The organism is Cupriavidus lacunae (assembly GCF_003353055.1).
GTDB classification, from domain to species: Bacteria; Pseudomonadota; Gammaproteobacteria; order Burkholderiales; family Burkholderiaceae; genus Cupriavidus; species Cupriavidus lacunae.
In genome coordinates this window covers 22,784-48,941 of record NZ_QKWJ01000056.1, presented here as the reverse complement: position 1 = coordinate 48,941, position 26,158 = coordinate 22,784, and the positions used below count along the sequence as shown (strand labels likewise).

Here is a 26,158-nt window from a genome sequence, read left to right as displayed (position 1 = left end):
GTACGCGGTGTCTCGGTCAACGGGAACGAAGCGGCTCATCGGGATAGTTTCTCGGTTGTGCTGCCGCGATTATCTGGCAGGGCATCATCGATTGGAAGGCCGGAAAGCCCGACGGGCTCCTAGGCTCGCGCACCTTCTCGACAGACTTATTTCTGCAACGAACTTCCGACTCAGGACACTAGTGAACGCACTCCGGAGAGCTCGCTATGGAATTTCGATACGGCGGCCGTGAGGTCTTGGTTCAAACAAGAGGGGACGCCGGCTTGCCGTTTCCCCTATCTCTACGACGAGACGCAACAGACGGCCCGCGCATATGGCGCGGTCTGCACGCCCGAGTGCTTCGACTTCGATGCGAACCTACGGCTGTGTTACCGGGGGCGCGTGGACGCGTCGCGCAAAGACCCGGTGGCCGGTGCGCCGCGCGATCTCTTTGAAGCGATGCGGCAGGTCGCGCAGACCGGCGAAGGTCCCGCGCAGCAACAGCCGGCGTTTGGCTGTTCGATCAAGTGGAAACTGGATACCTGACGCCGCAGAAGGTCCAGGTGCGATGCGGGCTGGCCGCTCGCGGCATTGATGGCCCGCCCGCGCAACGCGCCGATGCGGCGACGCGCGCATCCGACTTCGTGGCTGCTAAAGCGATGCGATGAACTCCTTCCACGGAGTCCCTTGCAGGGTTTCGGTACCTGCGTGCCCATAAGCACGGATGATCAGGACCGCTCTTTCGAGTTGTTTCAGGTCATTGGACTCGACGATATCCACCACGTCGAACCGGCCCAGCGTAAGAAAGCTGTCCTTCCATGTAACAGCGGGGCATTCCGCCTTGATCTTCTCCGAGACCGTGGCGGCGAGCTGCTTTAGTTCATGTGGATCCTTGAAGGCGTTGGGAGACAAAGTGCTGAGGATGACGTAGGTTGCCATGGAATACCTCCGTATGAACGGTTGCCCTCCATCGGGTACGGGCTGACGCACGCGGCAACGCTGTCCGTTGACAGCGCGTGCGCTGCCAATCGATTATAGGTTCGCGTGGGTGGCGCGCGGCCGCGCGCCCGCTATGGCAGGCAGCCGCGCCTTGCGCGGCTAGCAAGTAAGGTGCAGGACCGCGTTGGTGCCGCCGGGGTGCTTCTCCAGCGTCGCAATGGCCTTGGCAGTGGGCGCAATAACCAGTTTCACATGGCGATCCTTAGCCTCCTGCTTCACCTCGTCCATGACCGGCAATGCCCCGCTGCCGGTGCCAATCACCAGCCGACTGCAGTTCCAGGGAATGTCTTCCCGCACCGACAGCGGCGTATGCCCGAAGGCCTCGCGGAATGGCTTGGATGGCCCCTTCCTGCGCTTGCGGACTTTGCCTTGGTCGATGACCACGTCATGCTCGTACGTGACGCCATCAATGCAGATGGAGCCGAAGGAGAATGCCTCGAAGCGCATACGCACCTCCACAGTGGCCATGCCATGCGACGAACCGGCACGATCATTGTAGTTCGCCAGAACCCACCGGATTCCGCCACTCTGCCAGATGCCGCAAGCCTGATTTGCACCTGGCATGATCGTCGCCAAGAATCATTAATGTCACCCCCAACTGTTCGCAGGAGTATTGACCATGTCAGAGACCAGGATCACGACACATCTGCCGACCATCGATATTGAACTTATTCACCACCAACTCCCTGAGCAGAACGCGGAGCTGATGACCGTGCAAATCAGGGCAACGCCCTCGTTCGAGGCGATGGAGCGTTGGCTGGCGCAATCCGCCACATTCGCGCCCGGGCAGCCCTTCGCATTGCAGTTGTGGAGCGACATGCTGCGCCGGGCGTGGCTGCCATGGCTGGTCATGAATCCTGCGCTGGCGCTGTTCGTGCCGCGCGCCACTGAGGGCGGTTAAAGGCGCGCTCAAGGGGATCGCCGCGTCTTCAGACCGGCACCGCGGCGCGTGGACGCTCAGGTAGGGGCAGGGTGAAGTGGAACAAGAATGCCTTCTTGTAGGTGGTGGGAGAACGACCGTAGCGAACGGTCCACTGGAATTCCGAAATGGTTGTGATCCATGCGAGCTTCATGAGAATCAGCCCAGTGGCTGGGGATTCAGCGTGGAAGAAATCGGCGAACTTCTTCGCCTGGAGGACGGCTTGCGATGGACGAGACCGTGACACATCCCTCCGCCGTCCCGTGCTCTGACGGGCGCGCGGCAGGCGTAACAGCGGGAACCGATTGTGCCGGGGCATACCCGGGCTCTGCGCTGGATAAGCCGGCCACGCGGATCGACCGGCTCCTGCACGCGGCGATCGCCCGCGCCACCGGCGGCGTTTCGCCGGCCGCGCTGTGGCTGGCGTGCCTGGACTGGGCTTGGCACCTTGCCAGCTCGCCAGGCAAGCAGATGGCACTGTTGCAGCACATCGCGCAACCGGTCGGTCTTGCGGGCCGGCCGGCGCTCCTCGTTGAACCCGACGACCCGCGCTTCGCCCATCCGGACTGGGGCCGCTGGCCGTTCCATCTGCTGCGTGATGGCTTCTTGCACGCCGAGGCGTTCTGGCAGCAAGCGACCACCGACCTGCGCGGCGTCTCTCCACACCATGAGCGTGTCGTCAGTTTTTCGGCCCGGCAATGGACCGACATGCTGTCGCCAAGTAACTGTTGGTGGCTGAACCCCGAAGTGCTGCGGGCGCTGGCCGAGACAGGTGGAGGCAACTTCCTCGCAGGCGCTCAGCATTGGCTGGACGACCATCAGAACATCTTTGCCGACCATGTCCTGCATACGTCCCGGGCGCGATGCGGCCCCCATTGCGTCGGTCGAGACGTCGCGATCACGCCCGGTAAGGTGGTCTATCGCAATGCCTTGATCGAGCTGATCCAGTACGCACCGCAGACCGCGACCGTCTGGCACGAGCCGGTGCTGATCGTTCCCTCGTGGCTCTTGAAGTATTACGTGCTGGACCTGTCGCCACACAATTCGCTTGTACGCTATCTGGTGGAACGGGGGTACACGGTTTTCCTGATCTCCTGGAAGAACCCGCATGCGGATGCGCGCGACCTCGGCATGAATGACTACCTCGAACTGGGGCCGCTCGATGCATTGGCACAGGTGCGCCGCATTGTCGGCGGGGTACCGGTCCATGCCGCCGGCTACTGCCTTGGCGGCACCTTGTTGGCGATCGGCGCAGCCGCACTCGGGCGCGACATCGGGCCGAAGTCGGCTCCCCTCAAGACGGTTACGCTGTTCGCGGCGCAGACCGACTTCAGCGAGCCGGGCGAGCTTGGTCTATTCATCGACGCGAGCGAACTTGCCTATCTCGACGCGCTGATGTGGGAGCAAGGCTATCTGGATGGGACCCAGATGGCGGGTGCCTTCCAGCTGCTGCATTCGCGGGATCTGGTCTGGTCCCGGTTGACGCGCGAATACCTGCTGGGCCAGCGCACTGAGCAGACCGATCTGATGGCCTGGAACGCCGATACCACGCGCTTGCCTTACCGCATGCATAGTGAAAATCTGCACTGGCTGTACCTGAACAATGATCTGGCCGAGGGCAGATACTGCGTGAAGGGCCGGCCGGTGGCCCTCGCCGACATCAAGCAGCCCATCTTTGTTGTCGGCACGGAACGGGACCACGTGTCACCTTGGCGCTCCGTGTACAAACTCCACCTGTTGACGCGTACCGAAGTCAGTTTTCTTCTCGCTTCAGGTGGACACAATGCGGGCATCGTCTCCGAACCTGGGCATGCCGGCCGCCGCTATCGCTTCAGCACGCGGCCCCAGGACGGCGCCTCCTTGAATCCGAATGAATGGTTCGCGCAGACACCGGTTTGCGAAGGTTCCTGGTGGCCGTGCTGGCAGCAGTGGCTGGCCGCGCATTCCAGCGAACAATCTGCCCCGCGGCAGCTTGGCGGGGGTACCGTACTGGGAGATGCTCCCGGCACTTACGTATTCGCACCCTGAAGGTCCACTCCGCACGCCACTCGAAATAAGGCGAAGCGGGCCTCGCCAACTCTGAGCCTCTGAGCCGCCCTTGCTCCGCTGCATCAGCGGTAAATTGGCGGCGTCCAGGGCGGCGTGGCCGGCCGCCCCATCGTCGCCATCGTCCGAGCCGGCGTCCCATGCGCACTACTTGTGGCCGGCTGTGGTGCAGGGCTGTATTGCCGGATCAGATCATCGATGTGCGGGAAGACCTCGGTCTGCAAGCGCCGTCCGGAGAACAGATCGTAGTGGCCGCATCGACTCGCCGTGAGATGTCGCTTGTGTCGCACGGGTACCCCCCGACACAGATCGTGCGCTGCGTGGGTCTGCCCGCGGCCGGAAATGGCATCCAGTTCGCCTTCGATCGTGAGCAGCGCGGTGGTGCGAATGTCCTGTGGGCGCACTGGCTGGCCCTGCACGTCCCAATCGCCGACGGCCAGGCGGAACTCCTGGAACACAATGCGGATGGTATCCAAATAGAACTCCGCCGCCAGATCAAGCACGGCGTTGTATTCGTCGCACCGGCGCCGGTGCACCTCGGCATGCTTGACGTCACCGCGAACGAGATCTACGTAGTAGTCGCAGTGCGCCCGCACCAAACGGTCCGGCTGCGCCGCCGCTAGTCCGGCAAGCTGCAGGAAGCTGGGGTACACCTTGCGTCCGGCACCGGGGTAGGGATCGGGGACCACGTGAATCAGGTTTTGCTCAAACCACGTGAGCGACCGGCGCGCGGCCAGGCGGCCGACCGCGGTAGGACTGCGGCGGGCATCGATTGGGCCGCCCATCAGAATCAGGCTTCTTGGGGTCGGTTCCCCAGCGCTGGCGAGCAGGGAAACGGCTGCCAGTGCGGGCACGGCCGCCTGGCAAATGGCCAGCACGTGCAGCTGTTCTGCGCCAATATGAAGGATGGCTGTCTGCACCTCGGCCACGCAATCCTCCAGCGTGAACGGCCCGTCCGCTGTCGGCACCCGTCGCGCATCCTTCCAGTCCGTCACGTACACTACATGCTCGGGCAACAAAGTCTCAATGAGTTCCCGCAGCAGCACGGCATGATGTCCGGCGAGCGGGGCGCAAACCAGCACCACGGGTTGCGGCTCGGGCCCCGCAACACTCCCGCCAGTCGTATCTGGCGCGAAGCGCAGCAGACGGCAGAACGGATGGTCCAGCGCCACGTGCTCGGTCACAGGGATCATGCGGCCGTTATAGTTGAGCGCCGTGATGCCGAAGGCCGGCTTTTGATATGCCTGACCAAAGCGATTGCACAGTGCCCATCCCGCGGCAATGCACGATGCAGCAGCAAATCGGGCCCAGGGATTGGCCGGCTCGATCCACCCGCTTGTGACCGCCTCCGCCCACGCCGTCCATGTCGCAAGCAGCGAGCGCTGAGATTCGACGATGGGATACAGCATCTGGGCTCCACGATGAGGGCCAGCCCGCACGGTTGTTACCGCCACGCCCCCGGCCATGCACAACAGCCAACTGCGTACCTTGCAACGCGGACGCACCAAAGTGCCGATTGCTCGGAGGTTGACCGCGCACAACCGCTTTCTCCATGTTAGGTCGTTGCGGCATTTGGAGCGGGCGCGGCGGTCTGAGTCAGCATGACCAGACAGATCGCACTAATCACGAGTGGCATGGGCGGAAGGAATCGCGGCAAAGGTCACGCCACGCAGCGGTCAAGGAGCGCCCGGCCACTGGTTACCGGTGCGGTACAGGTGCGATGTCGGCACACGTAGGCTGCCGGCCGGCCGTCGACCGGGTGCCGCCCCTGGCCGACTGGAACGTCTTCGGCGAATGCCAGGACGCGTGCCGGAAGGTAGGTGCGGTGAACGCTTTTCACCAATGGGGCGGCAGCCGCCTTATCGCCGGCAAGAATGATCCCGAGCGCGCCGCGCTGCGCGAAGTCCCTGGCGGCCAGGAGGTGTACGAAGCCGGCCGGGGCCGCGGTGGCGGCAGCCCCATATCGCTGGAATTCTTGCTCGGCGAGGTCACGATAGTGATCCTGGCCGGTGAGTTCATGCAAGCGCAGGAAGGAGAACAGACTGGCTGAAATGCCCGACGGCCAGGCGCTGTCATACGGCGCGCGAGGCCTGTGCACCAATTGCTCGGCATCGTGGGAGGTGAAATACAGCCCGTCTTCCCAGAACTTGTCGAGTATGAGCGCCACGAGTTCGGCTGCGCGATCAAGGTATCGCCTGTCGAAGCAGGATTCGTAGAGGTCGATCAGAGCGTTGGCCAGGAAAGCATAGTCTTCCAGGAACCCTGGCACCTTGACTGTGCCGTCCTTCCAGTGCCGGTACACGCCGCCGTCCGGCATGGTGAGCTTGTCCTCGATAAAGCTCGCCGCGCGCCTTGCGGCGGCGAGGTGTCCGGGGTTGCCCGTCGCCTGGTATGCCGCGCAGAGCCCCTGGATCATGAGACCGTTCCAGCCGGTGAGAATGTTGTCGTCACGGCCGGGGCGCACGCGCTGGGCGCGTGCTGCCAACAGCCGCTCGCGCCAGCCTTCGAGTCGCGCCTCCTCCAGGGGGGGCAGGGTGACCGCACGGTGGAGCACCGATCTGCCGGGTGCAAAGTTCCCGCCGTCGGTCACGCCGTAGGCGCGACACGCCAGGGCCCCCTCGGATTCGCCCAGAATCGCCTTCACCTCGGCCGGCGTCCAGACATAAAAGCGGCCTTCCTTGCCTTCGCTGTCGGCGTCTTCGGCAGCATAAAAGCTGCCTTCGGGGTGCGTCATGTCCCGCAGAATGTACGCGATAGTTCCCTCGAATACGCGGCGCCAGGCTTGCTTGCCCGTCAGGCGATAGGCGTCCGCGTAGAGTGTGACGAGCTGGCCGTTGTCGTAAAGCATCTTTTCGAAGTGGGGCACGGCCCAACGTTCATCGACACTGTAGCGGGCGAACCCACCGCCGAGCTGGTCATGGATGCCGCCGGCCGCCATGCAGTCGAGCGTGCGCTCCAGCGCTTCAAGCAGCGCGGGTTCACCAGTTCGTTGATAGATACGCAGCACGAGGTCGTAAGCGCTTGCGTTCGGAAACTTGGGCGCTCCGCCCAACCCGCCATGGGTCGGATCCGTATTTCGCGCGAGGGCGAGGGCTGTCTGCGCGGGCAGGTCCTCGACTTCCAAGGCTTCGCGGCTCAGGTCAGCGTCGTCTAGCTGCCGGAACCCCTGCTGAAACTGCTCGATGGCGTCGCGCAGTTCCTGGCGGCGATGCGTCCAGGCTTCGCTCACGCTCAGCAGCACACGCTCTAACCCAGGGCGGCCATGGCGGTCATCCGGCGGAAAGTAGGTGCCACCGAAGAACGGCTCTCCTTGCGGTGTCAGGAACACCGTGAGCGGCCAGCCGCCGCCATGTCCCATCATCTGGGGGACTTTCTGGTAAACGTCGTCGAGGTCGGGACGCTCCTGCCGGTCAACCTTGATGCTGATGAAGCGCTCGTTCATCAGGCCGGCGATCCGGGGATGCTCGAACGATTCGTGCGCCATGACGTGACACCAATGGCATGTGGCGTAGCCGACGGAAAGCAGTACCGGCTTGTCCTCGTCGCGTGCGCGGCGAAACGCCTCTTCGCACCAGGGATACCAATCGACCGGATTCTCCGCGTGTTGCCGGAGGTAAGGCGAGGTTTCTGTGGCGAGCCGGTTTCTCATCATAATCTCCAGCCTGGGCCGGTGGAGCAACTGTGGCGCAGAACAAGGCGAACGGCAAGCGCGTGGCTGGTTTCCAGCATCAGGCCCCCCAATCCCGTTCGCCCGGTACTGGTACCGCCCGCGCCTGGCTACCATGGAATCGACTGGCGATCGCGGAAAAAGCCACCGGTGGGGCCGTCGTCGGGCAGCGTTGCCAGCCAGACCACGGTGTCGATGCCCTGCTCGGGCGAGCGCGGCGCATCGGGGCCGCCCAGGTCGGTGCGGCACCAGCCGGGGCACACCGAGTTGACCTTTACGCCGCTATCAGCCATCTCGGCGGACAGGATGCGTGTGACGGCATTCAGCGCCGTTTTCGAGATTCGGTAGGCCGGCACGCCGCTGCCCATCTCCGCCAACTGTCCCATGCCCGAAGCCAGGTTGACCACCCGGCCGGCGCGGCTGGCGCGCAGCAGCGGCGCCAACGCCTGGGTGATCCGAAGCACGCCAAAAAGATTGATTTCCAGGGTGCGGCGCAGGGTCTCGAGCGGCAGTTCGAGCAGGCTGGTGTCGTAGTGGTCGAGCGAAACACCAGCGTTGTTGATCAGCACGTCCACGCGACCGAAGCGTTCGGTCAGCCAGTTGGCCAATGCGGCCGCCGAGCTGTCCTCCGTAACGTCAAGGGGGTGGCAAGCGACCGGATGACCCGCAAGCCGGAACTCTGTCTCCAGCAACTCGAGCTCTGTCGGCTTGCGTGCCGTGGCGACGACCAGATGGCCTTCCACGGTGGCAAGCCGGCGCGCGGCCGCGCGGCCCAAGCCGCGGCTCGCTCCAGTGATGACGGTAATAGGTTGGCTAACCATGCCTGAGTCTCCTCGGCGCTGGCATGAGGCGGGCCAACTCTTGCTGCCTTAAAGACTTGCCCGCATCGCACGCCCACGCACGTTGCTACAGGGATGCGATGAACGCGTTCCCCTCGTTCCAGAGTCCCCTGAAAGATGTCGCTGTTCGCATGCCCCGTAGGTGCGGCTACTTATCTATACACCGTCGACGGTTGCCTGGTGATAGCGGATTCTCCGTATCCTGGCCTGACGCGAAAGGGGATGCTGGAACAAATGAGGACCGAAATGGTTCTAATTAAAAAATACTGGTGGCGACGATGCTCAGACTAAGCAAGCTGACTGACTACGGCACGGTGATCATGACGCACCTGGCGCGAGACCCGGGTCGAATTTACAGTGCCGCCGAGCTCGCCGCCGCGATCGGCGTGGCGGTACCGACAGCAAGCAAGATTCTGAAGACGCTGGCAAGGCACCACTTGCTGGAGTCGTTGCGCGGCGCCAATGGCGGCTATCTGCTGGCACGACCGCCCGAACATATCTCGATCGCGCAGGTGATTGACGCCATGGAAGGCCCGGCCGGAATGACCGAGTGCTGCGTCGCTGCCGGTCTGTGTGCACAGGAAGGTTTGTGCGCCATCCGCGCCAACTGGCAATCGGTCAATAGAGTGATCTTTATGGCGCTTAACAGTGTGACACTGGCAGATATGGCACAACCGGTTTTGCACACGGTAGATATTGGCGCCTTGCACGCCCGAGGCGCACACGGGCCGCAAGCTGACATTTCGTGATTCAGGTGACAGTGGCAAGCGAAGCAGATCATGGCAACCCCGGCACGCAAGCTCGATGAATTGATCAGCCAAGGCTATAAGCATGGCTTCTACACGTCCGTGGAGACGGACACGGTGCCGTGCGGGCTGAATGAGGACGTGATCCGCATGATCTCGGCCATCAAGGGCGAGCCGGAATTCATGCGGGAGTGGCGCCTCAAGGCCTTCCGCCACTGGCTGACGATGTCCGAGCCGCACTGGGCGACGGTCAAGCACCCGCCCATCGACTACCAGGCGATCGCCTACTATTCAGCGCCGCGCTCCCAGAAGGCGGGACCGAAGACGCTGGACGAGGTCGATCCGGAGTTGTTGCGCACCTACGAAAAGCTGGGCGTGCCACTGCACGAGCGTGAACTGCTGGCAGGCGTGGCGGTGGACGCGGTATTCGACAGCGTCTCGGTGGCCACCACCTTCAAGCAGAAACTGGGCGAACTCGGCATCATCTTCTGCTCGTTTTCCGAGGCGGTGCGGGAGCATCCGGCGCTGGTGCAGCAGTATCTCGGCTCGGTCGTGCCCTATACCGACAACTTTTTCGCGTCGCTCAATTCCGCCGTGTTCAGCGACGGCTCGTTCTGCTATATCCCGCCCGGGGTGCGCTGCCCGATGGAGCTGTCGACCTACTTCCGCATCAATGCCAGCAACACGGGCCAGTTCGAGCGTACCCTGATCATCGCCGACCAGGGCGCTTACGTCAGCTATCTGGAGGGTTGCACCGCGCCGATGCGCGACGAGAACCAGCTACATGCCGCGGTGGTGGAGCTGATTGCGCTGGAAGATGCACAGATCAAATACTCGACCGTGCAGAACTGGTATCCGGGCGATAAGGAAGGCAAGGGCGGCATCTACAACTTCGTCACCAAGCGCGGCGACTGCCGCGGCGCACGCTCGAAGATTTCCTGGACCCAGGTGGAGACCGGCTCCGCCATCACCTGGAAGTATCCAAGCGTGATCCTGCAGGGCGACGACTCGGTCGGCGAGTTCTATTCGGTCGCGCTGACCAATCACTACCAGCAGGCCGACACCGGAACCAAGATGACCCACCTCGGCAGGAATACCAGGAGCACCATCCTTTCCAAGGGCATTTCGGCCGGTCACGGCCAGAATGCCTACCGCGGACTGGTGAGGATGGCCAGGAGCGCAGTCGGCGCGCGCAACTACTCGCAGTGCGATTCGCTGCTGCTGGGCGACAAATGCGCAGCCCACACCTTCCCTTATATCGAGGTGAAGAACGCCACTGGCCAGGTCGAGCACGAGGCCTCCACCTCGCGCATCGGCGAGGACCAGTTGTTCTATTGCCAGAGCCGCGGTGTCAGCGCCGAGGATGCGGTTTCGATGATCGTGAACGGATTTTGCAAGGAAGTATTCAAGGAGTTGCCGATGGAATTCGCGGTGGAAGCCCAGAAGCTGCTGGGCGTGAGCCTGGAAGGCAGTATCGGGTAACCGTGGCGCGCACGGGGGCGCGCCGCAGGCCGCATCGGATGAAAGAAGCCAGCCATGCTTGAGATTCGCAAGCTGCATGTCAGCGTAGACGACAAGCCCATCCTGCACGGCATCGACCTCGGCGTGAAGGCCGGCGAGGTGCACGCCATCATGGGCCCCAACGGTTCGGGCAAGAGCACCCTGGCCCACGTACTGGCCGGGCGCGACCGTTTCACCGTGACTGCGGGCGAAGTCCTCTACGATGGCACCAACCTGCTTGGCATGCCGCCGGAAGAGCGCGCCCGCGCGGGCATCTTCCTCGCCTTCCAGTATCCGGTGGAAATCCCGGGCGTCTCCAATATCTACCTGCTCAAGGCGGGGCTCAATGCGATCCGCAAGCACCGCGGCGAGCCAGCGCTGGACGCCATGGATTTTCTCGCCCTGGTCAAGGACAAGCTCCAGCTCATGGAAATGGACCAGGACCTGCTTTACCGATCTGTGAACGAGGGCTTCTCCGGCGGCGAGAAGAAGCGCAACGAGATCCTGCAGATGGCGGTGCTGGAGCCCCGGCTCGCCATTCTCGACGAGACCGACTCTGGCCTCGACATCGACGCGCTCAAGATCGTCGCCAGGGGCATCGAGGCCATGCGCAGCCCGCAACGCGCCATTGTGCTGGTCACGCACTACCAGCGCCTGCTCGACTACATCGTGCCGGATCAGGTTCATGTGCTTGCGCAAGGCCGAATCGCCAGGTCCGGCGGGCCCGAGTTGGCGCGCGAACTGGAGCGGAACGGCTATGCCGGGATGGAGTCCTCAACATGAGCGCAAGCGGACTGGAACACTATCTCGCCGAGTTCGACCGCGTCGAGGCCGCGCTGCCCGGCCGCCGCCTGGGCTGGCTCGCGCACGCGCGCCGGCAGGCGCTGGATCATTTCGCCCAGGCCGGGTTCCCCACGCTGCGCCAGGAGGACTGGAAATACACCAGCGTGGCCGCACTCGAGAGAAGCCGCCTTGCCGTGGCACTGCCGCAGGCCGGCGACGGCCTGGACGCTGCGGTGGCAGCGCGGATCGAGGCGCTCGCCCTGGCCGGCGCGCACCTGATGGTGTTCGTCAACGGCGCGCACCAGCCGCAATGGTCGCGCATCGGTGCCCTGCCTGCGGGCATGGAGCTGGCCAGCCTCGCCGCCACGCTGGAGCGCGCGCCAGACGGCCTGGAAGCGCTGCTCCTGCGTCGCGCTAGCGACTACCCGTCCGGTTTTGCCGCCTTGAACATGGCGTTCATGACCGATGGTGCCTATATCCGCTTGGCGGCCGGAACTGTCCTCGAACAGCCAATCCACTTGCTGTTCCTCGCCACGGCTGGCGAGCTGGCAACCCATGCGCGCAACCTCGTGGTGGCGCAAGCCGGCAGCCGAGTCTGCATCGTGGAGCACCACGCGGGCCTGGATGGCCTGGGCTATTGCACCAATACCATCACTGACATCGTAGCCGAGCGCGATGCGCAGATCGAACATCACAAGCTGCAGCAGGAGAGCCTCAAGGCCTTCCATATCGCCGGCGTGAACCTGGACCAGCGGCAGGGTAGCCGCTTTGCCTCCAGTTCCTTTGCCCTGGGCGGCGCCCTCGCGCGTGTCGACATCGAAGTCGGGCTGAATGCCGAGCATACCGAGTGTTCGCTGGACGGGCTGTATATGACCGCCGGGCGGCAGCATATCGACCACCACACCCGCATCGACCACGCCAGCCCGCACAGCAAGAGCCGCGAGCTGTATAAAGGCGTGCTGGCGGGCGCCTCGCGCGCCGTCTTCAACGGCAAGGTGGTGGTGCATGCCGATGCCCAGCACAGCGATGCCCACCAGTCCAACCGCAACCTGCTGCTGTCCGACCAGGCCGAGGTCGACACCAAGCCGCAACTGGAGATCTATGCCGACGACGTCAAATGCGGCCACGGCGCCACCGTCGGCCAGCTCGATGCCGAGCAGATCTACTACCTGCGTTCGCGCGGGATGGACGATGCCGCGGCGCGTGCCCTGCTGACCTTTGCCTTCGCCGAGGAGGTCGTCAGGCGGCTCGGCCCCGCCCCTTTGCGCTCGCGGCTGGAAGCGATCTTGCGCAGCCGGCTGTCCGAGCCTGTGAAGGAGCTGCCATGAACACGGCAGCGCATGAACTGATGGCCGTGAAGCGCGCGTTGCCGGCCGTCAGCCTGGAGGTAGAGCGGCTGCGGCGGGATTTCCCCATCCTGCGCCAGACTGTCAACGGCAAGCCGCTGGTCTATCTGGACAACGCCGCCACCACCCAGAAGCCGCAAAGCGTGATCGATTGCGAAGCGCGTTACTACAGCGCGCTCAACGCCAATGTGCACCGCGGCGTGCACACCCTGAGCCAGCGCGCCACCGATGCCTACGAAGCCGCGCGCGACGCCGTGCGAGACCTGATCAACGCGGCCGGGCGTGAGGAAATCGTGTTCGTGCGCGGCACCACCGAGGCGATCAACCTGGTGGCGGCAAGCTTCGGCCAGCGCCTGCGCCCGGGCGACGAGATCCTGATCAGCACGATGGAGCACCACTCCAATATCGTGCCGTGGCAACTGGCGTGCCAGCGCACCGGCGCCTTGCTGCAGGTGGCGCCGATCAACGATGCCGGCGAGCTGATGCTGGAACAGTTCGCGCAATTGCTGGGCCCCCGCACCAGGCTGGTCGCGCTGACGCACCTGTCCAACGCACTTGGCACCGTCAACCCGGTGCGACACATCATCGAGCTGGCACATGCCCGGGGCATCCCGGTGCTGATCGATGGCGCCCAGGCTGTGCCGCACCTCAAGGTCGACGTACAGGCCCTCGATTGCGATTTCTACGCCTTTTCCGGGCACAAGCTCTACGGCCCCACCGGCGTCGGCGTGCTCTACGGCAAGGCTGCGCTGCTCGATGCCATGCCGCCTTACCAGGGCGGCGGAGACATGATTCGCGAGGTCACGTTCCGCAAGACCACATACAACGAGCTTCCCTACAAGTTCGAGGCCGGCACCCCCAATATCGCCGGCGTCATCGCCCTTGGCGCCGCCATCGGGTATGTGAGCGCGCTCGGACTGGAGGCCATCGCCGCCCACGAGCACGCGCTGCTCGCCTACGCCAGCGCGCAGGCGGCGCAGGTCGCCGGCCTGCGCATGATCGGCAGGGCTGCTGACAGGGCGAGCATTCTCTCGTTCACCCTGGACGGCATCCATCCCCACGATGTCGGCACCATCCTCGATCAGCACGGCGTGGCGGTCCGTGCCGGCCACCATTGCGCCATGCCCGTGATGGAACGCTTCGGGGTGCCTGCCACGGTGCGCGCTTCCTTCGCGCTGTACAACACGCGTGAAGAAGTGGATGCACTGTTTGCTGCCGTGCGTGCGGCACAGGAGGTATTCGCCTGATGTCTGACCTGCGCAACCTCTACCAGGAAGTGGTGGTCGACCACAGCCGCTCGCCGCGCAATTTCGGGCGGCTGGCGGCCGCGAACCGCAGCGCCGAGGGCTTCAACCCGCTCTGCGGCGACCGGCTGACGCTGTACCTGAGCATCCGCGACGGGGTGATCGAGGACGCCAGCTTCGAGGGCTCGGGCTGCGCCATCTCCACCGCCTCAGCCTCGTTGATGACAGAAGCGCTCAAGGGCAAGACCGAGGCACAGGCGCGGGCCTTGTTCTCGGACTTTCACGCGCTGGTGACCGGAGTGCCGCAGCGGGCCGGCGTGCCGATGGGCAAGCTGGAGGTCCTGGCCGGCGTGCGCGAGTTCCCGGCACGCGTCAAGTGCGCAACCCTGGCCTGGCATACCATGCACGCTGCTTTGGAGAACAGCGCCAGGCCGGCCTCAACGGAGTGAAGCGATGGGCATAATCGATTGGCTGCGCAAGGCCGAGGAACATGAAGACAGGTTCGAGGCTGAGCCGGACAGCCTGGAGGGGCGGGTGATAGCTGCCTTGCGCACCGTGTATGACCCCGAGATCCCGGTCAATATCTATGACCTTGGCCTGATCTACCAGTTATCGGCGGACGAAGCCAGCGGCAAGGTGGGCATCCGCATGACGCTGACCGCACCGGGCTGCCCGGTGGCGCAGACCTTCCCCGGCGTGGTGGAGGGCGCAGTGATGGAAGCCAGCGGGGTGAACGAAGTCGAGGTTGAGCTGGTGTGGGACCCGCCCTGGTCGAGAGAACGAATGAGCGAGGCGGCGCGCCTGGAACTGGGGCTGATCTGAGATGAGCGAGTGGATCGATGTCGCCCGCGCCGAGGACTTCGCGCCGGGCACTTGCCGCAACGTCGATGTCGATGGCGTACCGGTCGCGGTATTCAATGTGGGTGGCAATTACTACGCCATCGAGGCCCTCTGCTCGCACGAGGCCGAGCCACTTTGCGGCGGCGACCTGGAAGGCCAGGAAGTCGTCTGCCCCCGCCACGGCTCGCACTTTTCCCTGCTGACGGGCGAGGCGCTGTGCCCGCCCGCCTACGAGCCCGTGGCGACCTTTCCGGTCCGGGTGGAGGACGGCAAGGTGCAGGTCAGGGACGAGCGCTGAGAGCCACCGTAGTACCTTCAAGCAATTGAACGCGGGAGTGCACAGACACTTTGCGTCACCGCTAGTCGATCAGCTTGCCCTGCGCGTCAAAGAACGGATGCGCCGCCCCATAGTCCCCGATCGCTGCCGCATGCGTCACCAGTCCGTGCGCCGGATGCCACCAGTGCAGCAGGTAGCCCGGCGGCTCCATGCGAAAGCGCGAGGGCGCCTGCGGGTCCAGGTCCAGCGCCACCTGGTGCGCCGGCCCGGGCGCGGTGATCGCGACCGTGCCGCCGAAGCGGCGCGTGATGTGCCGGTGCAGATGGCCGCACAGCACACGTTCCACTTGCGGGTGGCCGCGCACGATGGCTTCGAGTGCGTCGGCGTTGGCCAGGCCCTGCTCGTCCATGTGGCCGATGCCGGTAAAGAACGGCGGATGGTGCAGCAACAGCAGGGTGGGGCGGGCCGGTTCGGCAGACAGTGCGGCTTCCAGCCACGGCAGCGCGGCGGGATCGACACGCCCGCCGGGCTGGCCCGGCACGGTGCAGTCGAAGGCCACCAACCGCAGCGGGCCGGCGTCGATGCTGTAGTGCACCGGGTCTTCGCCGCTGCCGGTGGCGAACAGGTAGTCGTGATCGGCAAAGACGCGGCGTAGCGCGCCGCGGCTGTCGTGGTTCCCCGGCAGCAGCCGCACGGGCATGGGCAGCCGCTGCAGGATCTGGCGCAGGAACTGGTATTCGCTGTCGGCGCCGAAGTCGACCAGGTCGCCGGTGACGATCACCGTGTCGGGCTGTTGCGGGGCAGCCAGCAGGGTGTCGATGCAGCGGTGCAGCGCGCCGGCGGTGTCAACCAGCCGGTATGACAGCTTGCCGCCGGCCTTGATGTGGAGGTCGGTGATGTGGGCGACCAGGTAAGGGGCGGTGTTCATGCTGCCAGGGCTTCGGGAAGGGTGATGAGGTGGCCGGTGTCGATGCACAGGCCGACGCGATCTCCGGCGTGCCAGTTGTCGCGGCGCGTAGTGTCGACGATGAGCGGCGCGGCGGCGCCGACTTCCACGAGCAGGCGCGTGCAGTTGCCCAGGAACAGGGCCGTGACCACGCTACCGTGCAGATGGGCGTTGTCCGCGTGCACCAGCGTCACGTCTTCGGGGCGGAACATCAGGTCGGCGCGGGGCACCGGCGCGGATTCATGCGTCCGGGGCACGACGCCGCCAGGCACGCGCCAGGCGCCGTTCTCGGCAGCGGCGGGCAGGCGGTTCATGGTGCCGATGAAATCCGCCACGAAGGCATTGGCCGGCGCGCGGTAGATGTCCTGCGGCGTGCCGGTCTGCGCGATGCGGCCCTTGTCCATCACGATGATGCGGTCGCCCAGCGCCATGGCCTCGGCCTGGTCATGCGTGACATAGACGGCGGTGATGCCCAGGCTGCGCAGCAACTGGTTGATGTCGGCGCGCAGCGCGTCGCGCAGCTTGGCGTCGAGCGCGGTCAGCGGCTCGTCAAGCAGTAGCACGCGCGGCTGCACGGCAATGGCGCGTGCGAGCGCCACGCGCTGGCGCTGGCCGCCCGAGAGCTGGTCCACGCGGCGGTCGGCGAGGGCTTCCAGATGCATCATCGCGAGCATGTCGTCGACCCGCCGGCGGCGCGTAGCGGCGTCCACGCGCCGCACGCGCAGCCCGTAGCCGATGTTCTCGGAGACGGTCATATTGGGGAACAGCGCGTAGCTCTGGAACACCATGCCCACGCCGCGCTGCTCGATCGGCAGCGCGGTCACGCAGGTATCGCCGAACCAGACTTCGCCGCCCGCATCGGGATACTCCAGCCCGGCGATGATGCGCAGCGTGGTGGTCTTGCCGCAGCCGGACGGGCCCAGCAGCACCACGGTTTCCGCGGCGCCGATGTCGAGATCCAGGGGCTGCAGCGCCAGCGTGCCGTCGGCAAACGTCTTGCCGCAATTGCGCAGCCTGATGGTGGTGGGTTCATGCATGACGGGTCTCGGTATGTGGGTTGGCCGGTGTGGCGGCAACAGCGGGGGCGTGCGCCGCTTCCGGAACGTACTTGCGGGAACGCGCACCCAGCGCGCTGAGCGCCTGCATCAGCACCAGCAGCGGAATGATCATGACGAAGAAGACGATGGTGTAGGCCGAGCCGATCTCCAGGCGCATCGAGGCATAGCTGTCGGCCAGGCCCACCGGCAACGTCTGCGTGGTGGGCGTGTGCAGCATCCAGGTCAGGTTGAATTCGCCCACCGACAGTGTGACCACCATCAGCGCGCCGGCCAGGATGCCCTGGCGGCAATTGGGCAACACCACGGTAAAGAAGCGCTGCAGGCGGCTGGCGCCAAGGCTGGCCGCCGCGTCTTCGAGCGTGCGGATGTCGATGGCGGACAGGATGGCCAGCACCGAACGCACCATGAAGGGCAGGGTGAACAGCACGTGGCCGATCAGGATAAACACCCAGCTCGTGCGCAGGGCCTGCCAGGTGCCGTAGAGCAGGATCAGGCCAAGCGCGGTCGCGAGGCCCGGAACGGCCACCGGCAGCATCAGCAGTTCCTCGATCAGCCGGGTGACGCGGTTGCGCCGCAGCGCCATGCAGTACGCTGCCGGCACGCCCAGCACCAGCGTGCAGGCAAGGCAGGCCAGCGCGATCAGCAGCGACAGGAAGATGGTATTGCGATAGAGCGACCAGACTTCCGCGAGCCAGCGCGTGGTCAGGCCGCTTTCCAGGCCGATGAAGATATTGTTGGTCAGACCAGCCAGCACGGAGAGCACGACCGGCACGGTCATGAAGGCGCAGACCGCCAGCGTGAGCGCCAGTTGCAGCCAGTAGCCGGGGCGGCGATGGGTTGGGGTCATGGGTTGCTCCTAGGCGGTCGCGGCCACGGCGTCGCCGGAGAACCAGCGCGCGACCGCCAGCAAGGCCCAGGTGACGGTGCCCAGCAGGATGGACAGCGCGGCGGCCATGCCGAAGTTGGCGTAGTTGGTGAACTCGTTGTAGATGGTGAGCGGCAACACGTCGAGCTGCGTGGCCAGCGTGAAGGCGGTACCGAACGCGCCCATGCTGGTGGCAAAGCAGATCGCGCCACTGGAGATCATGGCCGGCATCAGCGCGGGCAGCATCACGTCGCGCACCACGCGCCAGGGACTGGCGCCCAGCGAGCGGGCAGCTTCTTCCAGCGAGGCGTCGAGCTTCTCCACGGCCGCCATCACGGTCAGGATCACGCGCGGGATCGAGAAGTACAGGTAGCCGACGAACAGCCCGGCCAGGCCGTAGGCAAAGGTCCAGCGCTCGCCGGCGACCTTGTCGCCGACCATGGCCAGCAGGCCGTTGCGGCCGCCGAGCATGATGACCATGAAGCCGATCACCACGCCGGGAAACGCCAGCGGAAAGGTCAGCATGGCCACCAGCACGGACTTGCCAGGCACCGCGTTGCGCTGCAGGAAGGTGCCCGCAATGCCGGCAATCACGAGCGTGACCAGTGTCACGGCGGCCGACAGCAGCACGGTGACCACCAGGCTGTGCAGGTAGCGCGGACTGGAGACCACGGTCCAGTACACGCCCGCGCCTTGCTCGCCGTTGATGCTGACCGCCAGGAGCCGCGCCATCGGCAGGCAGAAGAAGGCCAGGAAGACCACCAGTGCCGGCAAGGCGAACAGGAAGAGGGAGGGGGATCGGTTTGTCATGGCAGTGACGGGGTGATGGGCGGTGGGCAACGGCTTGGGTGAGCCGCCCGGTTGTCTCCCGGCTTGCGGGGAGACAACCATCAGGCGGGAAACGCCATCGCCAGTCGTCAGCGCACCTCCTTCAGATACTGCTCGCTGAATGCCTTCTGCACGTCGGCCATCTTGCCGAAGTCCACCGCCTTGGCCCGTGCGTATTCGGTGGCCGGCAGGAAACGCGCCTGGACTTCCTTGGGCACCACGCCGGCGCGCACCGGGCGCAGGTAGGCGTTGGCCCACAGCGCCTGGCCGGCGTCGGACAGCACGAAGTCGAGCACCTTGCGGCCTTCGGCGTCATGCGGCGCCTTGTTGACCAGGCTCATCACGTAGGGAACCACCACCGAGCCCTCCTTGGGGATCACGAAGGCAACGTTGGCGTGGTCCTTGTAGCGGGCACGATAGGCGTTGAAGTCGTAGTCGAGCAGGATAGGGATTTCACCGGACAGCACGCGCGCATAAGCGGTCTGCTTGGGCACGATCGGCTGGTTCTTCTGCAGATCCTTGAAATACCTGAAGGCCGGGCCGAAGTTGTCCAGCGTGCCGCCCATGGCCTGGTTGACTGCTACGGCGCCCACGTAGCCGACGAAGGCGCTGGCGGGGTCGAGATAGCCGACCAGGCCCTTGTACTCGGGCTTGAGCAGGTCGGCCCATGACTGCGGCACCGGCTTGCCGCGCAGCGCGTCGACATTGACCATGAAGCCCAGCGTGCCGGAATGGATGGCGAACCAGTTGCCCTGCGGGTCTTTCAGGCCGTCGGGAATGTCGTTCCAGTGGGCGGGCTTGTAGGCGGCGGTCACGCCGTCCTTCTTGGCCTGGATGCCGAAGGTCACGCCGTAGTACACCACGTCGGCCACCGGGCTGGCCTTCTCGGCGACCAGCTGTGCCAGCGACTGGCCGGAGTTCTTGTTGTCCAGCGGCACGGTAACACCGGTCTTTTCCTTGATGGCGCGGATCTGTGCCGCCCAGTCGGCCCATTCGGGCGGGCAGTTGTAGCAGATCGCGGTCTGGGCGGCCACGCCCTGGCTGAACGCGGCGGCGCCAAGCGCCAGGGCAATCCAGCGCAGCGGGCGGCGCCAGGAAGGAATAGGTTGCATGAGAGGCTCCTTGGTTGGGGACAGGTGTGGGGAATGCAGCATGCGCACGCGATTACGCGGTTACGTTGACGGCGGGGCGGCCACGGTGCCGTTGACGCGCAGTGCGTGCGGCAGCAGCGTGACGCGCGGCAGCGCCGCCGAGGCTCGTCCGCCATCGTGCAGCCGGGCAAGCAGCCGGCCGACGGCGCCGGCGCCGATCTCCGAATTGGGTTGCACGACGGTGGCCAGCGGCGGTTCGACCACGTTGCCCAGCGCGATACCGTCATAGCCCAGTACGGAGATGTCGCGCGGCACGCTCAGGCCGAGGCGCCTGAGGTCGGAGATCACGCCGATGGCCAGCAGGTCATTGGTGCAGAAAAAGGCGGTGGGCGCATCGTTTGCACGAACCAGCGCGCGGATCTGTCCGGCATTGCTGGCGGTGTGCGATGGCAGGCAGACTGGCGCGGCGGGCCTTAGCCCGTGCGCGCGCATGGCATCCTGATAGCCGGCAAAGCGCTGGCGCGCGCGGTCCGAGGCGACGAAGGCGCCCGACACCACGGCGATGCGGCGATGCCCGGCGGCGATCAGGGCCTCCACGCCGGCGCAGGCGCTGCGCCGGTTGTCCACCGATACCGAATGCCGCCGGCTGCGCGGTCCGGCCTGGTTGTACGCCAGCACGTAGGGCACCCCCTCGCTGTCGAGTTGATCCAGCACCGTGCTGCGCGCCGCGTCGGCCACGGTCAGCACCATGCCGTCCACGCGATGGCGCAGCAGGTATTCCACACGCTCGCGTTCGCGCGCCGGCTCGTAACCGCTGGTGACCAGCATCAGCGAATAGCCGCCGGCCAGCGCGGCTTCCTCGATGCCGTGCCAGCACTCGGCGAACACCGCGTTTTCCAGCGTCGGCAGCATCACGCCGATCATGCGGGTCTGCTGGGCGCGCAGCTTGCTGCCCAGCAGGTTGGGGCGAAAGCTCAGCCGGCGCGCCGCCTCGCGCACACGCTGCGCCGTGCTGTCGCGCACCAGGTGCGGGCTGCTGAACACGCGCGATGCGGTGGCGAGCGACACGTGCGCGGCTTGCGCCACGTCGATCAGGGTGGCGCCACCCGTCGTGTCGGGCCTGCCCCTGGCTGGCTCTTTGCGATTCACGCTTGCGGCTCCGGATGAAAACGTTTTCATTGAAGGCGGAAAAAAGCGGGCGTCAAGGCATTCCGTCGCTGCACCGCCGCAGAAGCCGGCTGGCGCACGGGTGCCTGCACCCTGTCTGGACGGCATTCTGAGTGGGGTGGATGACAGGGGGATGACATCCGGGCGGAAGGGGGGCGCCGGGCCTGCGTCTCGACTTTCTGCGTCAAGGTGCGCCGGCCTGGCGTGCCCGGGGATCAAGCGTGGGCCCGGCTGCCTAGGCCACCTCGCGCAGCGCGGTCTCGCGCGGCATGGGGGTATCCCCCACGTGCCGCACTGACGGATACCCCGCCGCAAACACCAGCCGCCCGCCGGACCAGGTATGCGTGACCATCGGCTGCCCAGCCACGCCGGACACGGCGATCACGTCCGCGCGCAACCCCGGCGCCAGGCGGCCGCGGTCGTCCAGCAGGCAGGCATCGGCCGGATTGGCGGTGACCAGCGCCAGCGCCTCGTTGAGCGGCAGGTCGGCCAGGCGCGCGGCGGCATACGCGGCGGCGATCAGCGTGGACGGCTGGTAGTCCGAGCACAGGATGGTGCCCACGCTGGCCTGGATCGCGTCGATGGCGCGCATCGACCCGCTCTGGCTCTTGCCGCGCAGCACGTTGGGCGCGCCCAGGATGGTCGGCAGCGCGTGGGCGCAGGCGGCTTGCGCGGTTTCCAGGTTGATCGGGAACTCGCTCATGCGCACGCCCAGGGCCTGCATGGCGGCGATGCGCTGCGGCGAATCGTCGTCATGGCTGGCGGTAGGAATGCCCAGCGCATGCGCGCTGGCCACCAGCCGGTTGACGCGCTCATGCGCGCCTTCCAGCGCAGCGGCCTTCTTGTGGGCGGCGTCGGCGGCTTGCTCGCGGCTCATGCCGTGGTTGCCCATCATGTAGGCCAGATAGGCGTCCATGGTCTTGAACTGGCCCTGGCCCGGCGAATGGTCCATCACCGACAGCAGGTCGACCACGCCTTCGGCCATCAACGCTTCCAGCACCGGCACCGCGCCGGTATCGGTGACCTCGTAGCGGCAGTGGATGCGGTTGTCTACCAGGCTGTGGCTACGATAGGCGGCTACCGTGCGCACCACCGTGGCCGCGGTCTCGACATTGCGCACGCCGAACTGGTTGCCGGCAAAGGACAGCGCGTGATACGGCGTGGTGATGCCGGCCGCGGCGTTGCGGCGGTCCACCTGCGCCACGGCAAAATCCAGTGGGAAGAGCACGCTGGCGCGGGGCTCGACTTCCTTTTCGATGGCGTCGCAATGCACGTCGACCAGGCCCGGCATCACGGTGTGGCCATGCAGGTCGATCACGGTGGCGTGGGCGGGCACGGCGGCGGGTGCCGGTTCGATGGCGGCGATGCGGCCGTCCTCGATCAGCAGCGTGCTGTCGTGCAGCACGCGGTCGGGCAGCACCAGGGTGGCGTGGGTCAGGTAGGTAGCAGACATGTCCGGCTCCGTTCTGGGATTCCGTTCTGAATTCAAATCAGGCAAGTGCAGTAGCGGGTTGCAACGGCAGCAGGCGCGTGGCGACGGCGTCGCGCACGGCTTCGTCGTGGAAGATGCCGATCAGCGCGCGGCCTTCGGCCAGGGCTTCGCGGATCAGCCCGACCACCACGGCGCGGTTGTCGGCGTCCAGCGAGGCGGTGGGCTCGTCCAGCAGCAGGATCGGGTGGCCGCCGATCAGCCCGCGCGCGATGTTCACGCGCTGCTGCTCGCCGCCGGAGAAGGTGGCCGGCGGCAGGTCCCACAGGCGTCGCGGCAGGTTCAGCCGGGCCAGCAGGTCTGCCGCGCGGGCACGGGCTTCCTCATGGCTGGCGCCGCGCTGCCGCAGCGGATCGGCCACGACGTCGAGCGCGCCGACGCGGGGAATCGCCCGCAGGAACTGGCTGACATAGCCGATCACGTCGCGGCGCAGCTTCAGCACGCGTTGTTCGGGGGCTTGGGTCAGCTCGACCCACGGCTCGCCCTCGGTGCTGGTATCGCGCAGGCGGATGCTGCCTTCGGTGGCCAGGTAGTTGCCGTACAGGCAGCGCAGCAGGGTGCTCTTGCCGGTGCCGGACGGCCCGGACAGCACCAGGCATTCGCCGCGGGCGGCATCGAAGTCCATCGCGCGCAGCACCGGCAGGCGGATGCCGCCCTGGTTGTGCAGCGTAAACATCTTGCCGAGGCCGCGAACCTCGACCAGCTTCTGTGAGTGTTCTGCTTGCATCGTCGTCAGCCCTGCAGGATGGAAGAGACCAGCAACTGCGTGTACGGATGCTGGGGATCGTCGAGGATCTGGTCGGTCAGGCCTTGCTCCACCACGCGGCCGCCTTGCATGACCAGCGTGCGGTGCGCGAGCAGGCGCGCCACGGCCAGGTCGTGCGTGACCAGCACGGCGGCCAGGCCAAGGTCCGCCACCAGGCGGCGCAGCAGGTCGAGCAGGCGGGCCTGCACCGACACGTCCAGCGACGCCGTGGGCTCGTCCATGAACACCAGGCGCGGATGTGTGACCAGGTTGCGCGCGATCTGCAGGCGCTGTTGCATGCCGCCCGAGAAGGTGCCGGGCACGTCGTCCAGGCGCGCCAGGTCGATCTCCATCTTCTCCAGCCAGTTGCCGGCGACTTCGCGCAGGTTGCCGTAGTGGCGCTCGCCCACGGCCATCAGGCGCTCGGCGATATTGGCGCCGGCGCTGACCTGCATGCGCAGGCCGTCGCGCGCATGCTGGCGCACGAAGCCCCAGTCGGTGCGGGCCAGCAGCCGCAGGCGCGCGCTGGACAGGGTGGCCAGGTCGGTCAGGCCGGACTCGCGCATGTCGTAGCTGACGCTGCCGTGCTGTGCCGGCGCCTGCATCGACAAGGCCTGCAGCAGCGTGCTCTTGCCGGAGCCCGATTCGCCCACCACGCACAGGACCTCGCCCGGGTACAGGTCGAAGCTGACGTCGTGGCAGCCGTGCAGGCCGTCCCAGGTGCGCGTCAGGTTGCGCACCGACAGCAGCGGAGTGGCGCTCATCGGGCACCTCCGGCAGCGGTCTTGACGGCCTGGTCCGCCTGGCGGTCGGCGCAGTATTCGGTGTCCGAGCACACGAACAGGCGCGTGCCGGCGTCGTCAGTGATGATCTCGTCCAGGTAGCTGTCGGTGGCGCCGCACTGGGCGCAGCAGCTGGACCACTTTTCCACGGTGAAGGGGTGGTCGGCAAAGTCCAGGCTCTTGACCGCGGTGTAGGGCGGCACCGCATAGACGCGCTTCTCGCGCCCGGCGCCGAACAGCATCAGCGCGGGGCTGCGGTCGAGCTTGGGGTTGTCGAACTTGGGGATCGGCGACGGCCGCATCATGTAGCGCTGGTTGACGATCACGGGATAGTCGTAGGTGGTGGCGATATGGCCGTGATGGGCGATGTCCTCGTACAGCTTGACGTGCATCGCGCCGTACTCGGCCAGCGCGTGCATGGTGCGGGTCTCGCCCTCGCTCGGCTCCAGCCAGCGCAGCGGCTCGGGGATGGGCACCTGGAACACCATGGTCTGGCCCGCGCGCAGCGGCGTTTCCGGAATCCTGTGACGGGTCTGGATGATGGTGGCCTCGGCGGTGCGCTCGGTGGTCTGCACGCCGGTGACGCGGCCGAAGAAGCGGCGGATATTGATGGCGTTGGTGGTGTCGTCCGAGCCCTGGTCGATCACCTTGAGCACGTCGTCCTTGCCGATGATGGCCGCCGTCACCTGGATGCCGCCGGTGCCCCAGCCGTAGGGCAGGGGCATCTCGCGGCTGCCGAAGGGGACCTGGTAGCCGGGAATCGCCACGGCCTTGAGCAGCGCGCGGCGCAGCATGCGCTTGGTCGATTCGTCGAGGTAGCCGAAGTTGTAGTGGTCGTCGCGGGCCATGCCCGTGGTCATGCTGGTGTCGGCGGCGGTCATGCAAGCGTCTCCTCTTGCGGCTGCGGTTGCTTCTGGACGGTAGCGGGCACGGCACCATCCTGTTCCGCGCGCAACCGGCGCAGCAGTTCCAGGTTGGCCTGGAAGTCCACGTAGTGAGGCAGCTTCAGGTGCTGCACGAAGCCGGAGGCCTCGACGTTGTCGCTGTGGTACAGCATGAATTCAATGTCATTGGCGGGGGCGTCGCCGGCCTCGCCCAGCTCTTCGGCGCGCATGGCGCGGTCGGCCAGCGCCATCGACATGGCCTTGCGCTCGTTGTAGCCGAACACCAGCCCGTAGCCGCGCGTGAAGCGCGGGGCCTCGTCGGCATTGCCGGCAAACTGGCTCACCATCTGGCATTCGGTCAGCTCGACCTCGCCGATGGTGACGGCAAAGCCAAGCTCTTCCACGAACAGTTCGACCTCGGCCGCGCCATAGCGGATCTCAGCCGCGAACGGGTGCGAGTTGCCGTAGCCGCGCTGGGTGGAATAGCCCATCGACAGCAGGAAACCTTCATCGGCGCGTGCCAGGTTCTGCAACCGTGCGGCGCGGCTGGCGGGAAAGGCCAGCGGCTCGCGCGTCAGGTCGGGCGGCGCGGGGTCGCCGATGGGGATCTCGTCGGCCTCGACCAGTTCATCCGCTTCCAGCAGGCCGGTCACGCGCGGCATGCTGGCGGCGAGCGGCGCGGGCGAGGGCGGCAGCGGCTCGGGATCGCGGCCGGCTTCGAGCGAGAAATCCAGCAGGCGCTGCGTGTAGTCGTAGGTCGGCCCCAGCACCTGGCCGCCCGGCACGTCCTTGAAGGTGGACGAGATCCGGCGCTGCAGGCGCATCGCGCCAGTATCGACTGGCTGGGTATAGCCGAAGCGCGCCAGCGTGGTGCGATAGGCGCGCAGCAGGAAGATCGCCTCGATCTGGTCGCCGGCGGCCTGCTTGAGCGCCAGCGCGGCCAGGTGCGGGTCGTACAGCGAGCCCTCGGCCATCACGCGCGACACCGCCAGTGGCATCTGTTCGCGGATCTGCGCCAGCGTGAGTTCCGGCACCGCGGTATCGCCGCGGCGGTAGGCATCGAGCATCTGGTATGAGTTGAGGATGGCGCGTTCGCCCCCTTTGACGGCTACGTACAT

At 66.0% G+C, this 26,158-nt stretch carries 28 protein-coding genes; 11 read left to right on the top strand and 17 right to left on the bottom strand.

Annotated elements, in window-relative coordinates:
• Positions 1 to 381 precede the first annotated feature (381 nt).
• The gene (locus DN412_RS44805) at positions 382 to 525 is read left to right on the top strand and encodes a thioredoxin domain-containing protein (RefSeq protein WP_244222830.1); all 144 of its coding nucleotides are present in this window, start codon (positions 382 to 384) and stop codon (positions 523 to 525) included.
• A gap of 105 nt (positions 526 to 630) precedes the next feature.
• Here DN412_RS44805 and DN412_RS30105 read toward each other — a convergent pair whose 3' ends face one another.
• A complete protein-coding gene (locus DN412_RS30105; protein WP_039010287.1) occupies positions 631 to 918 on the bottom strand; it encodes a GYD domain-containing protein in 288 nt (95 codons plus the stop codon).
• A 159-nt stretch (positions 919 to 1,077) separates the two neighbouring features.
• Positions 1,078 to 1,542 (bottom strand): MTH938/NDUFAF3 family protein, encoded by a 465-nt coding sequence (locus DN412_RS30100; RefSeq protein WP_244222829.1) that lies wholly within the window; start codon positions 1,540 to 1,542, stop codon positions 1,078 to 1,080.
• Positions 1,543 to 1,597: 55 nt separating this feature from the next.
• On the opposite strand from DN412_RS30100, the gene DN412_RS30095 reads away from it, so the two are divergent.
• On the top strand, positions 1,598 to 1,879 hold the full coding sequence (locus DN412_RS30095; protein ID WP_115214909.1) for a hypothetical protein: 282 nt from the start codon (positions 1,598 to 1,600) through the stop codon (positions 1,877 to 1,879).
• Positions 1,880 to 1,907: 28 nt separating this feature from the next.
• Here the strand turns inward: DN412_RS30095 and DN412_RS43555 are convergent, their stop codons facing one another.
• Positions 1,908 to 2,051 carry a hypothetical protein gene (locus DN412_RS43555; RefSeq protein ID WP_161564066.1) on the bottom strand — a complete coding sequence of 48 codons (144 nt, stop codon included), beginning with the start codon at positions 2,049 to 2,051 and terminating at the stop codon, positions 1,908 to 1,910.
• A 74-nt stretch (positions 2,052 to 2,125) separates the two neighbouring features.
• Here DN412_RS43555 and DN412_RS30090 point away from each other — a divergent pair, with 74 nt between their 5' ends.
• Positions 2,126 to 3,925 carry a PHA/PHB synthase family protein gene (locus tag DN412_RS30090; RefSeq protein ID WP_115214908.1) on the top strand — a complete coding sequence of 600 codons (1,800 nt, stop codon included), beginning with the start codon at positions 2,126 to 2,128 and terminating at the stop codon, positions 3,923 to 3,925.
• Between the two features lie 83 nt (positions 3,926 to 4,008).
• Here DN412_RS30090 and phaZ read toward each other — a convergent pair whose 3' ends face one another.
• The 3 genes from phaZ to DN412_RS30075 form a co-directional block, all read right to left on the bottom strand.
• Positions 4,009 to 5,352 (bottom strand): polyhydroxyalkanoate depolymerase, encoded by a 1,344-nt coding sequence (gene phaZ, locus DN412_RS30085; protein ID WP_115214907.1) that lies wholly within the window; start codon positions 5,350 to 5,352, stop codon positions 4,009 to 4,011.
• Between the two features lie 251 nt (positions 5,353 to 5,603).
• Positions 5,604 to 7,592: a thioredoxin domain-containing protein gene (locus DN412_RS30080; protein ID WP_115214906.1), complete on the bottom strand. Its 1,989-nt coding sequence runs from the start codon at positions 7,590 to 7,592 to the stop codon at positions 5,604 to 5,606.
• A 128-nt stretch (positions 7,593 to 7,720) separates the two neighbouring features.
• Complete coding sequence (locus tag DN412_RS30075) at positions 7,721 to 8,431, bottom strand: SDR family oxidoreductase (RefSeq protein WP_115214905.1); 711 nt, start codon at positions 8,429 to 8,431, stop codon at positions 7,721 to 7,723.
• A gap of 296 nt (positions 8,432 to 8,727) precedes the next feature.
• Here DN412_RS30075 and DN412_RS30070 point away from each other — a divergent pair, with 296 nt between their 5' ends.
• Genes DN412_RS30070 through DN412_RS30035 form a run of 8 tightly spaced genes read left to right on the top strand, consistent with a single transcriptional unit; the run spans position 8,728 to position 15,206 of the window.
• Positions 8,728 to 9,198: an SUF system Fe-S cluster assembly regulator gene (locus DN412_RS30070; RefSeq protein WP_115214904.1), complete on the top strand. Its 471-nt coding sequence runs from the start codon at positions 8,728 to 8,730 to the stop codon at positions 9,196 to 9,198.
• 30 nt (positions 9,199 to 9,228) lie between these two features.
• The gene (sufB, locus tag DN412_RS30065) at positions 9,229 to 10,677 is read left to right on the top strand and encodes a Fe-S cluster assembly protein SufB (RefSeq protein ID WP_115214903.1); all 1,449 of its coding nucleotides are present in this window, start codon (positions 9,229 to 9,231) and stop codon (positions 10,675 to 10,677) included.
• Between the two features lie 54 nt (positions 10,678 to 10,731).
• Positions 10,732 to 11,478, top strand: a complete 747-nt coding sequence (gene sufC, locus DN412_RS30060) for a Fe-S cluster assembly ATPase SufC (protein WP_115214902.1) — start codon at positions 10,732 to 10,734, stop codon at positions 11,476 to 11,478.
• Positions 11,475 to 12,806, top strand: a complete 1,332-nt coding sequence (gene sufD, locus DN412_RS30055) for a Fe-S cluster assembly protein SufD (protein ID WP_115214901.1) — start codon at positions 11,475 to 11,477, stop codon at positions 12,804 to 12,806. Before sufC ends, sufD begins: the two co-directional genes overlap by 4 nt.
• Positions 12,803 to 14,071: a cysteine desulfurase gene (locus DN412_RS30050; protein ID WP_115214900.1), complete on the top strand. Its 1,269-nt coding sequence runs from the start codon at positions 12,803 to 12,805 to the stop codon at positions 14,069 to 14,071. Before sufD ends, DN412_RS30050 begins: the two co-directional genes overlap by 4 nt.
• The gene (gene sufU / locus DN412_RS30045; protein ID WP_115214899.1) at positions 14,071 to 14,517 is read left to right on the top strand and encodes a Fe-S cluster assembly sulfur transfer protein SufU; all 447 of its coding nucleotides are present in this window, start codon (positions 14,071 to 14,073) and stop codon (positions 14,515 to 14,517) included. The genes DN412_RS30050 and sufU overlap by 1 nt, the downstream gene beginning before the upstream one ends.
• Positions 14,518 to 14,521: 4 nt before the next feature.
• Positions 14,522 to 14,890 (top strand): SUF system Fe-S cluster assembly protein, encoded by a 369-nt coding sequence (locus tag DN412_RS30040; protein ID WP_115214898.1) that lies wholly within the window; start codon positions 14,522 to 14,524, stop codon positions 14,888 to 14,890.
• A 1-nt stretch (position 14,891) separates the two neighbouring features.
• Entirely contained in the window at positions 14,892 to 15,206 is a 315-nt protein-coding gene (locus DN412_RS30035) for a Rieske (2Fe-2S) protein (RefSeq protein WP_115214897.1), read from the top strand.
• A gap of 61 nt (positions 15,207 to 15,267) precedes the next feature.
• Here DN412_RS30035 and DN412_RS30030 read toward each other — a convergent pair whose 3' ends face one another.
• The 11 genes from DN412_RS30030 to DN412_RS29980 form a co-directional block, all read right to left on the bottom strand.
• On the bottom strand, positions 15,268 to 16,113 hold the full coding sequence (locus tag DN412_RS30030) for a phosphodiesterase (RefSeq protein ID WP_115214896.1): 846 nt from the start codon (positions 16,111 to 16,113) through the stop codon (positions 15,268 to 15,270).
• Complete coding sequence (locus DN412_RS30025) at positions 16,110 to 17,168, bottom strand: ABC transporter ATP-binding protein (protein WP_115214895.1); 1,059 nt, start codon at positions 17,166 to 17,168, stop codon at positions 16,110 to 16,112. The genes DN412_RS30030 and DN412_RS30025 overlap by 4 nt, the downstream gene beginning before the upstream one ends.
• Positions 17,161 to 18,036: an ABC transporter permease gene (locus DN412_RS30020; protein WP_115214894.1), complete on the bottom strand. Its 876-nt coding sequence runs from the start codon at positions 18,034 to 18,036 to the stop codon at positions 17,161 to 17,163. The genes DN412_RS30025 and DN412_RS30020 overlap by 8 nt, the downstream gene beginning before the upstream one ends.
• Before the next feature lie 9 nt (positions 18,037 to 18,045).
• Positions 18,046 to 18,864: an ABC transporter permease gene (locus DN412_RS30015; protein ID WP_115214893.1), complete on the bottom strand. Its 819-nt coding sequence runs from the start codon at positions 18,862 to 18,864 to the stop codon at positions 18,046 to 18,048.
• A 107-nt stretch (positions 18,865 to 18,971) separates the two neighbouring features.
• Complete coding sequence (locus tag DN412_RS30010; RefSeq protein WP_115214892.1) at positions 18,972 to 19,994, bottom strand: ABC transporter substrate-binding protein; 1,023 nt, start codon at positions 19,992 to 19,994, stop codon at positions 18,972 to 18,974.
• 60 nt (positions 19,995 to 20,054) lie between these two features.
• Positions 20,055 to 21,152: a substrate-binding domain-containing protein gene (locus DN412_RS30005; RefSeq protein WP_244222828.1), complete on the bottom strand. Its 1,098-nt coding sequence runs from the start codon at positions 21,150 to 21,152 to the stop codon at positions 20,055 to 20,057.
• A 223-nt stretch (positions 21,153 to 21,375) separates the two neighbouring features.
• The gene (locus tag DN412_RS30000) at positions 21,376 to 22,593 is read right to left on the bottom strand and encodes an alpha-D-ribose 1-methylphosphonate 5-triphosphate diphosphatase (protein ID WP_115214890.1); all 1,218 of its coding nucleotides are present in this window, start codon (positions 22,591 to 22,593) and stop codon (positions 21,376 to 21,378) included.
• A 37-nt stretch (positions 22,594 to 22,630) separates the two neighbouring features.
• On the bottom strand, positions 22,631 to 23,356 hold the full coding sequence (phnL, locus tag DN412_RS29995) for a phosphonate C-P lyase system protein PhnL (RefSeq protein WP_115214889.1): 726 nt from the start codon (positions 23,354 to 23,356) through the stop codon (positions 22,631 to 22,633).
• Between the two features lie 5 nt (positions 23,357 to 23,361).
• Positions 23,362 to 24,138 carry a phosphonate C-P lyase system protein PhnK gene (gene phnK, locus DN412_RS29990; protein ID WP_115214888.1) on the bottom strand — a complete coding sequence of 259 codons (777 nt, stop codon included), beginning with the start codon at positions 24,136 to 24,138 and terminating at the stop codon, positions 23,362 to 23,364.
• Positions 24,135 to 25,037: an alpha-D-ribose 1-methylphosphonate 5-phosphate C-P-lyase PhnJ gene (locus DN412_RS29985; protein WP_115214887.1), complete on the bottom strand. Its 903-nt coding sequence runs from the start codon at positions 25,035 to 25,037 to the stop codon at positions 24,135 to 24,137. The genes phnK and DN412_RS29985 overlap by 4 nt, the downstream gene beginning before the upstream one ends.
• Positions 25,034 to 26,158: a carbon-phosphorus lyase complex subunit gene (locus DN412_RS29980; RefSeq protein ID WP_115214886.1), complete on the bottom strand. Its 1,125-nt coding sequence runs from the start codon at positions 26,156 to 26,158 to the stop codon at positions 25,034 to 25,036. The genes DN412_RS29985 and DN412_RS29980 overlap by 4 nt, the downstream gene beginning before the upstream one ends.

Excerpts from the sequence above, each read along its gene's own strand:
- phnK (WP_115214888.1), bottom strand. The coding sequence starts at position 24,138 with ATGAGCGCCACTCCGCTGCTGTCGGTGCGCAACCTGACGCGCACCTGG.
- DN412_RS30090 (WP_115214908.1), top strand. The coding sequence starts at position 2,126 with ATGGACGAGACCGTGACACATCCCTCCGCCGTCCCGTGCTCTGACGGG.
- sufB (WP_115214903.1), top strand. The coding sequence starts at position 9,229 with ATGGCAACCCCGGCACGCAAGCTCGATGAATTGATCAGCCAAGGCTAT.
- DN412_RS43555 (WP_161564066.1), bottom strand. The coding sequence starts at position 2,051 with ATGAAGCTCGCATGGATCACAACCATTTCGGAATTCCAGTGGACCGTT.
- DN412_RS30100 (WP_244222829.1), bottom strand. The coding sequence starts at position 1,542 with ATGCCAGGTGCAAATCAGGCTTGCGGCATCTGGCAGAGTGGCGGAATC.
- DN412_RS30010 (WP_115214892.1), bottom strand. The coding sequence starts at position 19,994 with ATGCAACCTATTCCTTCCTGGCGCCGCCCGCTGCGCTGGATTGCCCTG.
- sufU (WP_115214899.1), top strand. The coding sequence starts at position 14,071 with ATGTCTGACCTGCGCAACCTCTACCAGGAAGTGGTGGTCGACCACAGC.
- DN412_RS30040 (WP_115214898.1), top strand. The coding sequence starts at position 14,522 with ATGGGCATAATCGATTGGCTGCGCAAGGCCGAGGAACATGAAGACAGG.
- phnL (WP_115214889.1), bottom strand. The coding sequence starts at position 23,356 with ATGCAAGCAGAACACTCACAGAAGCTGGTCGAGGTTCGCGGCCTCGGC.
- DN412_RS30070 (WP_115214904.1), top strand. The coding sequence starts at position 8,728 with ATGCTCAGACTAAGCAAGCTGACTGACTACGGCACGGTGATCATGACG.
- DN412_RS30000 (WP_115214890.1), bottom strand. The coding sequence starts at position 22,593 with ATGTCTGCTACCTACCTGACCCACGCCACCCTGGTGCTGCCCGACCGC.
- DN412_RS30025 (WP_115214895.1), bottom strand. The coding sequence starts at position 17,168 with ATGCATGAACCCACCACCATCAGGCTGCGCAATTGCGGCAAGACGTTT.
- phaZ (WP_115214907.1), bottom strand. The coding sequence starts at position 5,352 with ATGCTGTATCCCATCGTCGAATCTCAGCGCTCGCTGCTTGCGACATGG.
- DN412_RS30075 (WP_115214905.1), bottom strand. The coding sequence starts at position 8,431 with ATGGTTAGCCAACCTATTACCGTCATCACTGGAGCGAGCCGCGGCTTG.
- DN412_RS30005 (WP_244222828.1), bottom strand. The coding sequence starts at position 21,152 with ATGAAAACGTTTTCATCCGGAGCCGCAAGCGTGAATCGCAAAGAGCCA.
- DN412_RS30050 (WP_115214900.1), top strand. The coding sequence starts at position 12,803 with ATGAACACGGCAGCGCATGAACTGATGGCCGTGAAGCGCGCGTTGCCG.
- DN412_RS30080 (WP_115214906.1), bottom strand. The coding sequence starts at position 7,592 with ATGAGAAACCGGCTCGCCACAGAAACCTCGCCTTACCTCCGGCAACAC.
- DN412_RS30095 (WP_115214909.1), top strand. The coding sequence starts at position 1,598 with ATGTCAGAGACCAGGATCACGACACATCTGCCGACCATCGATATTGAA.
- DN412_RS29985 (WP_115214887.1), bottom strand. The coding sequence starts at position 25,037 with ATGACCGCCGCCGACACCAGCATGACCACGGGCATGGCCCGCGACGAC.
- sufC (WP_115214902.1), top strand. The coding sequence starts at position 10,732 with ATGCTTGAGATTCGCAAGCTGCATGTCAGCGTAGACGACAAGCCCATC.
- DN412_RS30035 (WP_115214897.1), top strand. The coding sequence starts at position 14,892 with ATGAGCGAGTGGATCGATGTCGCCCGCGCCGAGGACTTCGCGCCGGGC.
- DN412_RS29980 (WP_115214886.1), bottom strand. The coding sequence starts at position 26,158 with ATGTACGTAGCCGTCAAAGGGGGCGAACGCGCCATCCTCAACTCATAC.
- DN412_RS30020 (WP_115214894.1), bottom strand. The coding sequence starts at position 18,036 with ATGACCCCAACCCATCGCCGCCCCGGCTACTGGCTGCAACTGGCGCTC.
- DN412_RS30015 (WP_115214893.1), bottom strand. The coding sequence starts at position 18,864 with ATGACAAACCGATCCCCCTCCCTCTTCCTGTTCGCCTTGCCGGCACTG.
- DN412_RS30030 (WP_115214896.1), bottom strand. The coding sequence starts at position 16,113 with ATGAACACCGCCCCTTACCTGGTCGCCCACATCACCGACCTCCACATC.
- sufD (WP_115214901.1), top strand. The coding sequence starts at position 11,475 with ATGAGCGCAAGCGGACTGGAACACTATCTCGCCGAGTTCGACCGCGTC.
- DN412_RS30105 (WP_039010287.1), bottom strand. The coding sequence starts at position 918 with ATGGCAACCTACGTCATCCTCAGCACTTTGTCTCCCAACGCCTTCAAG.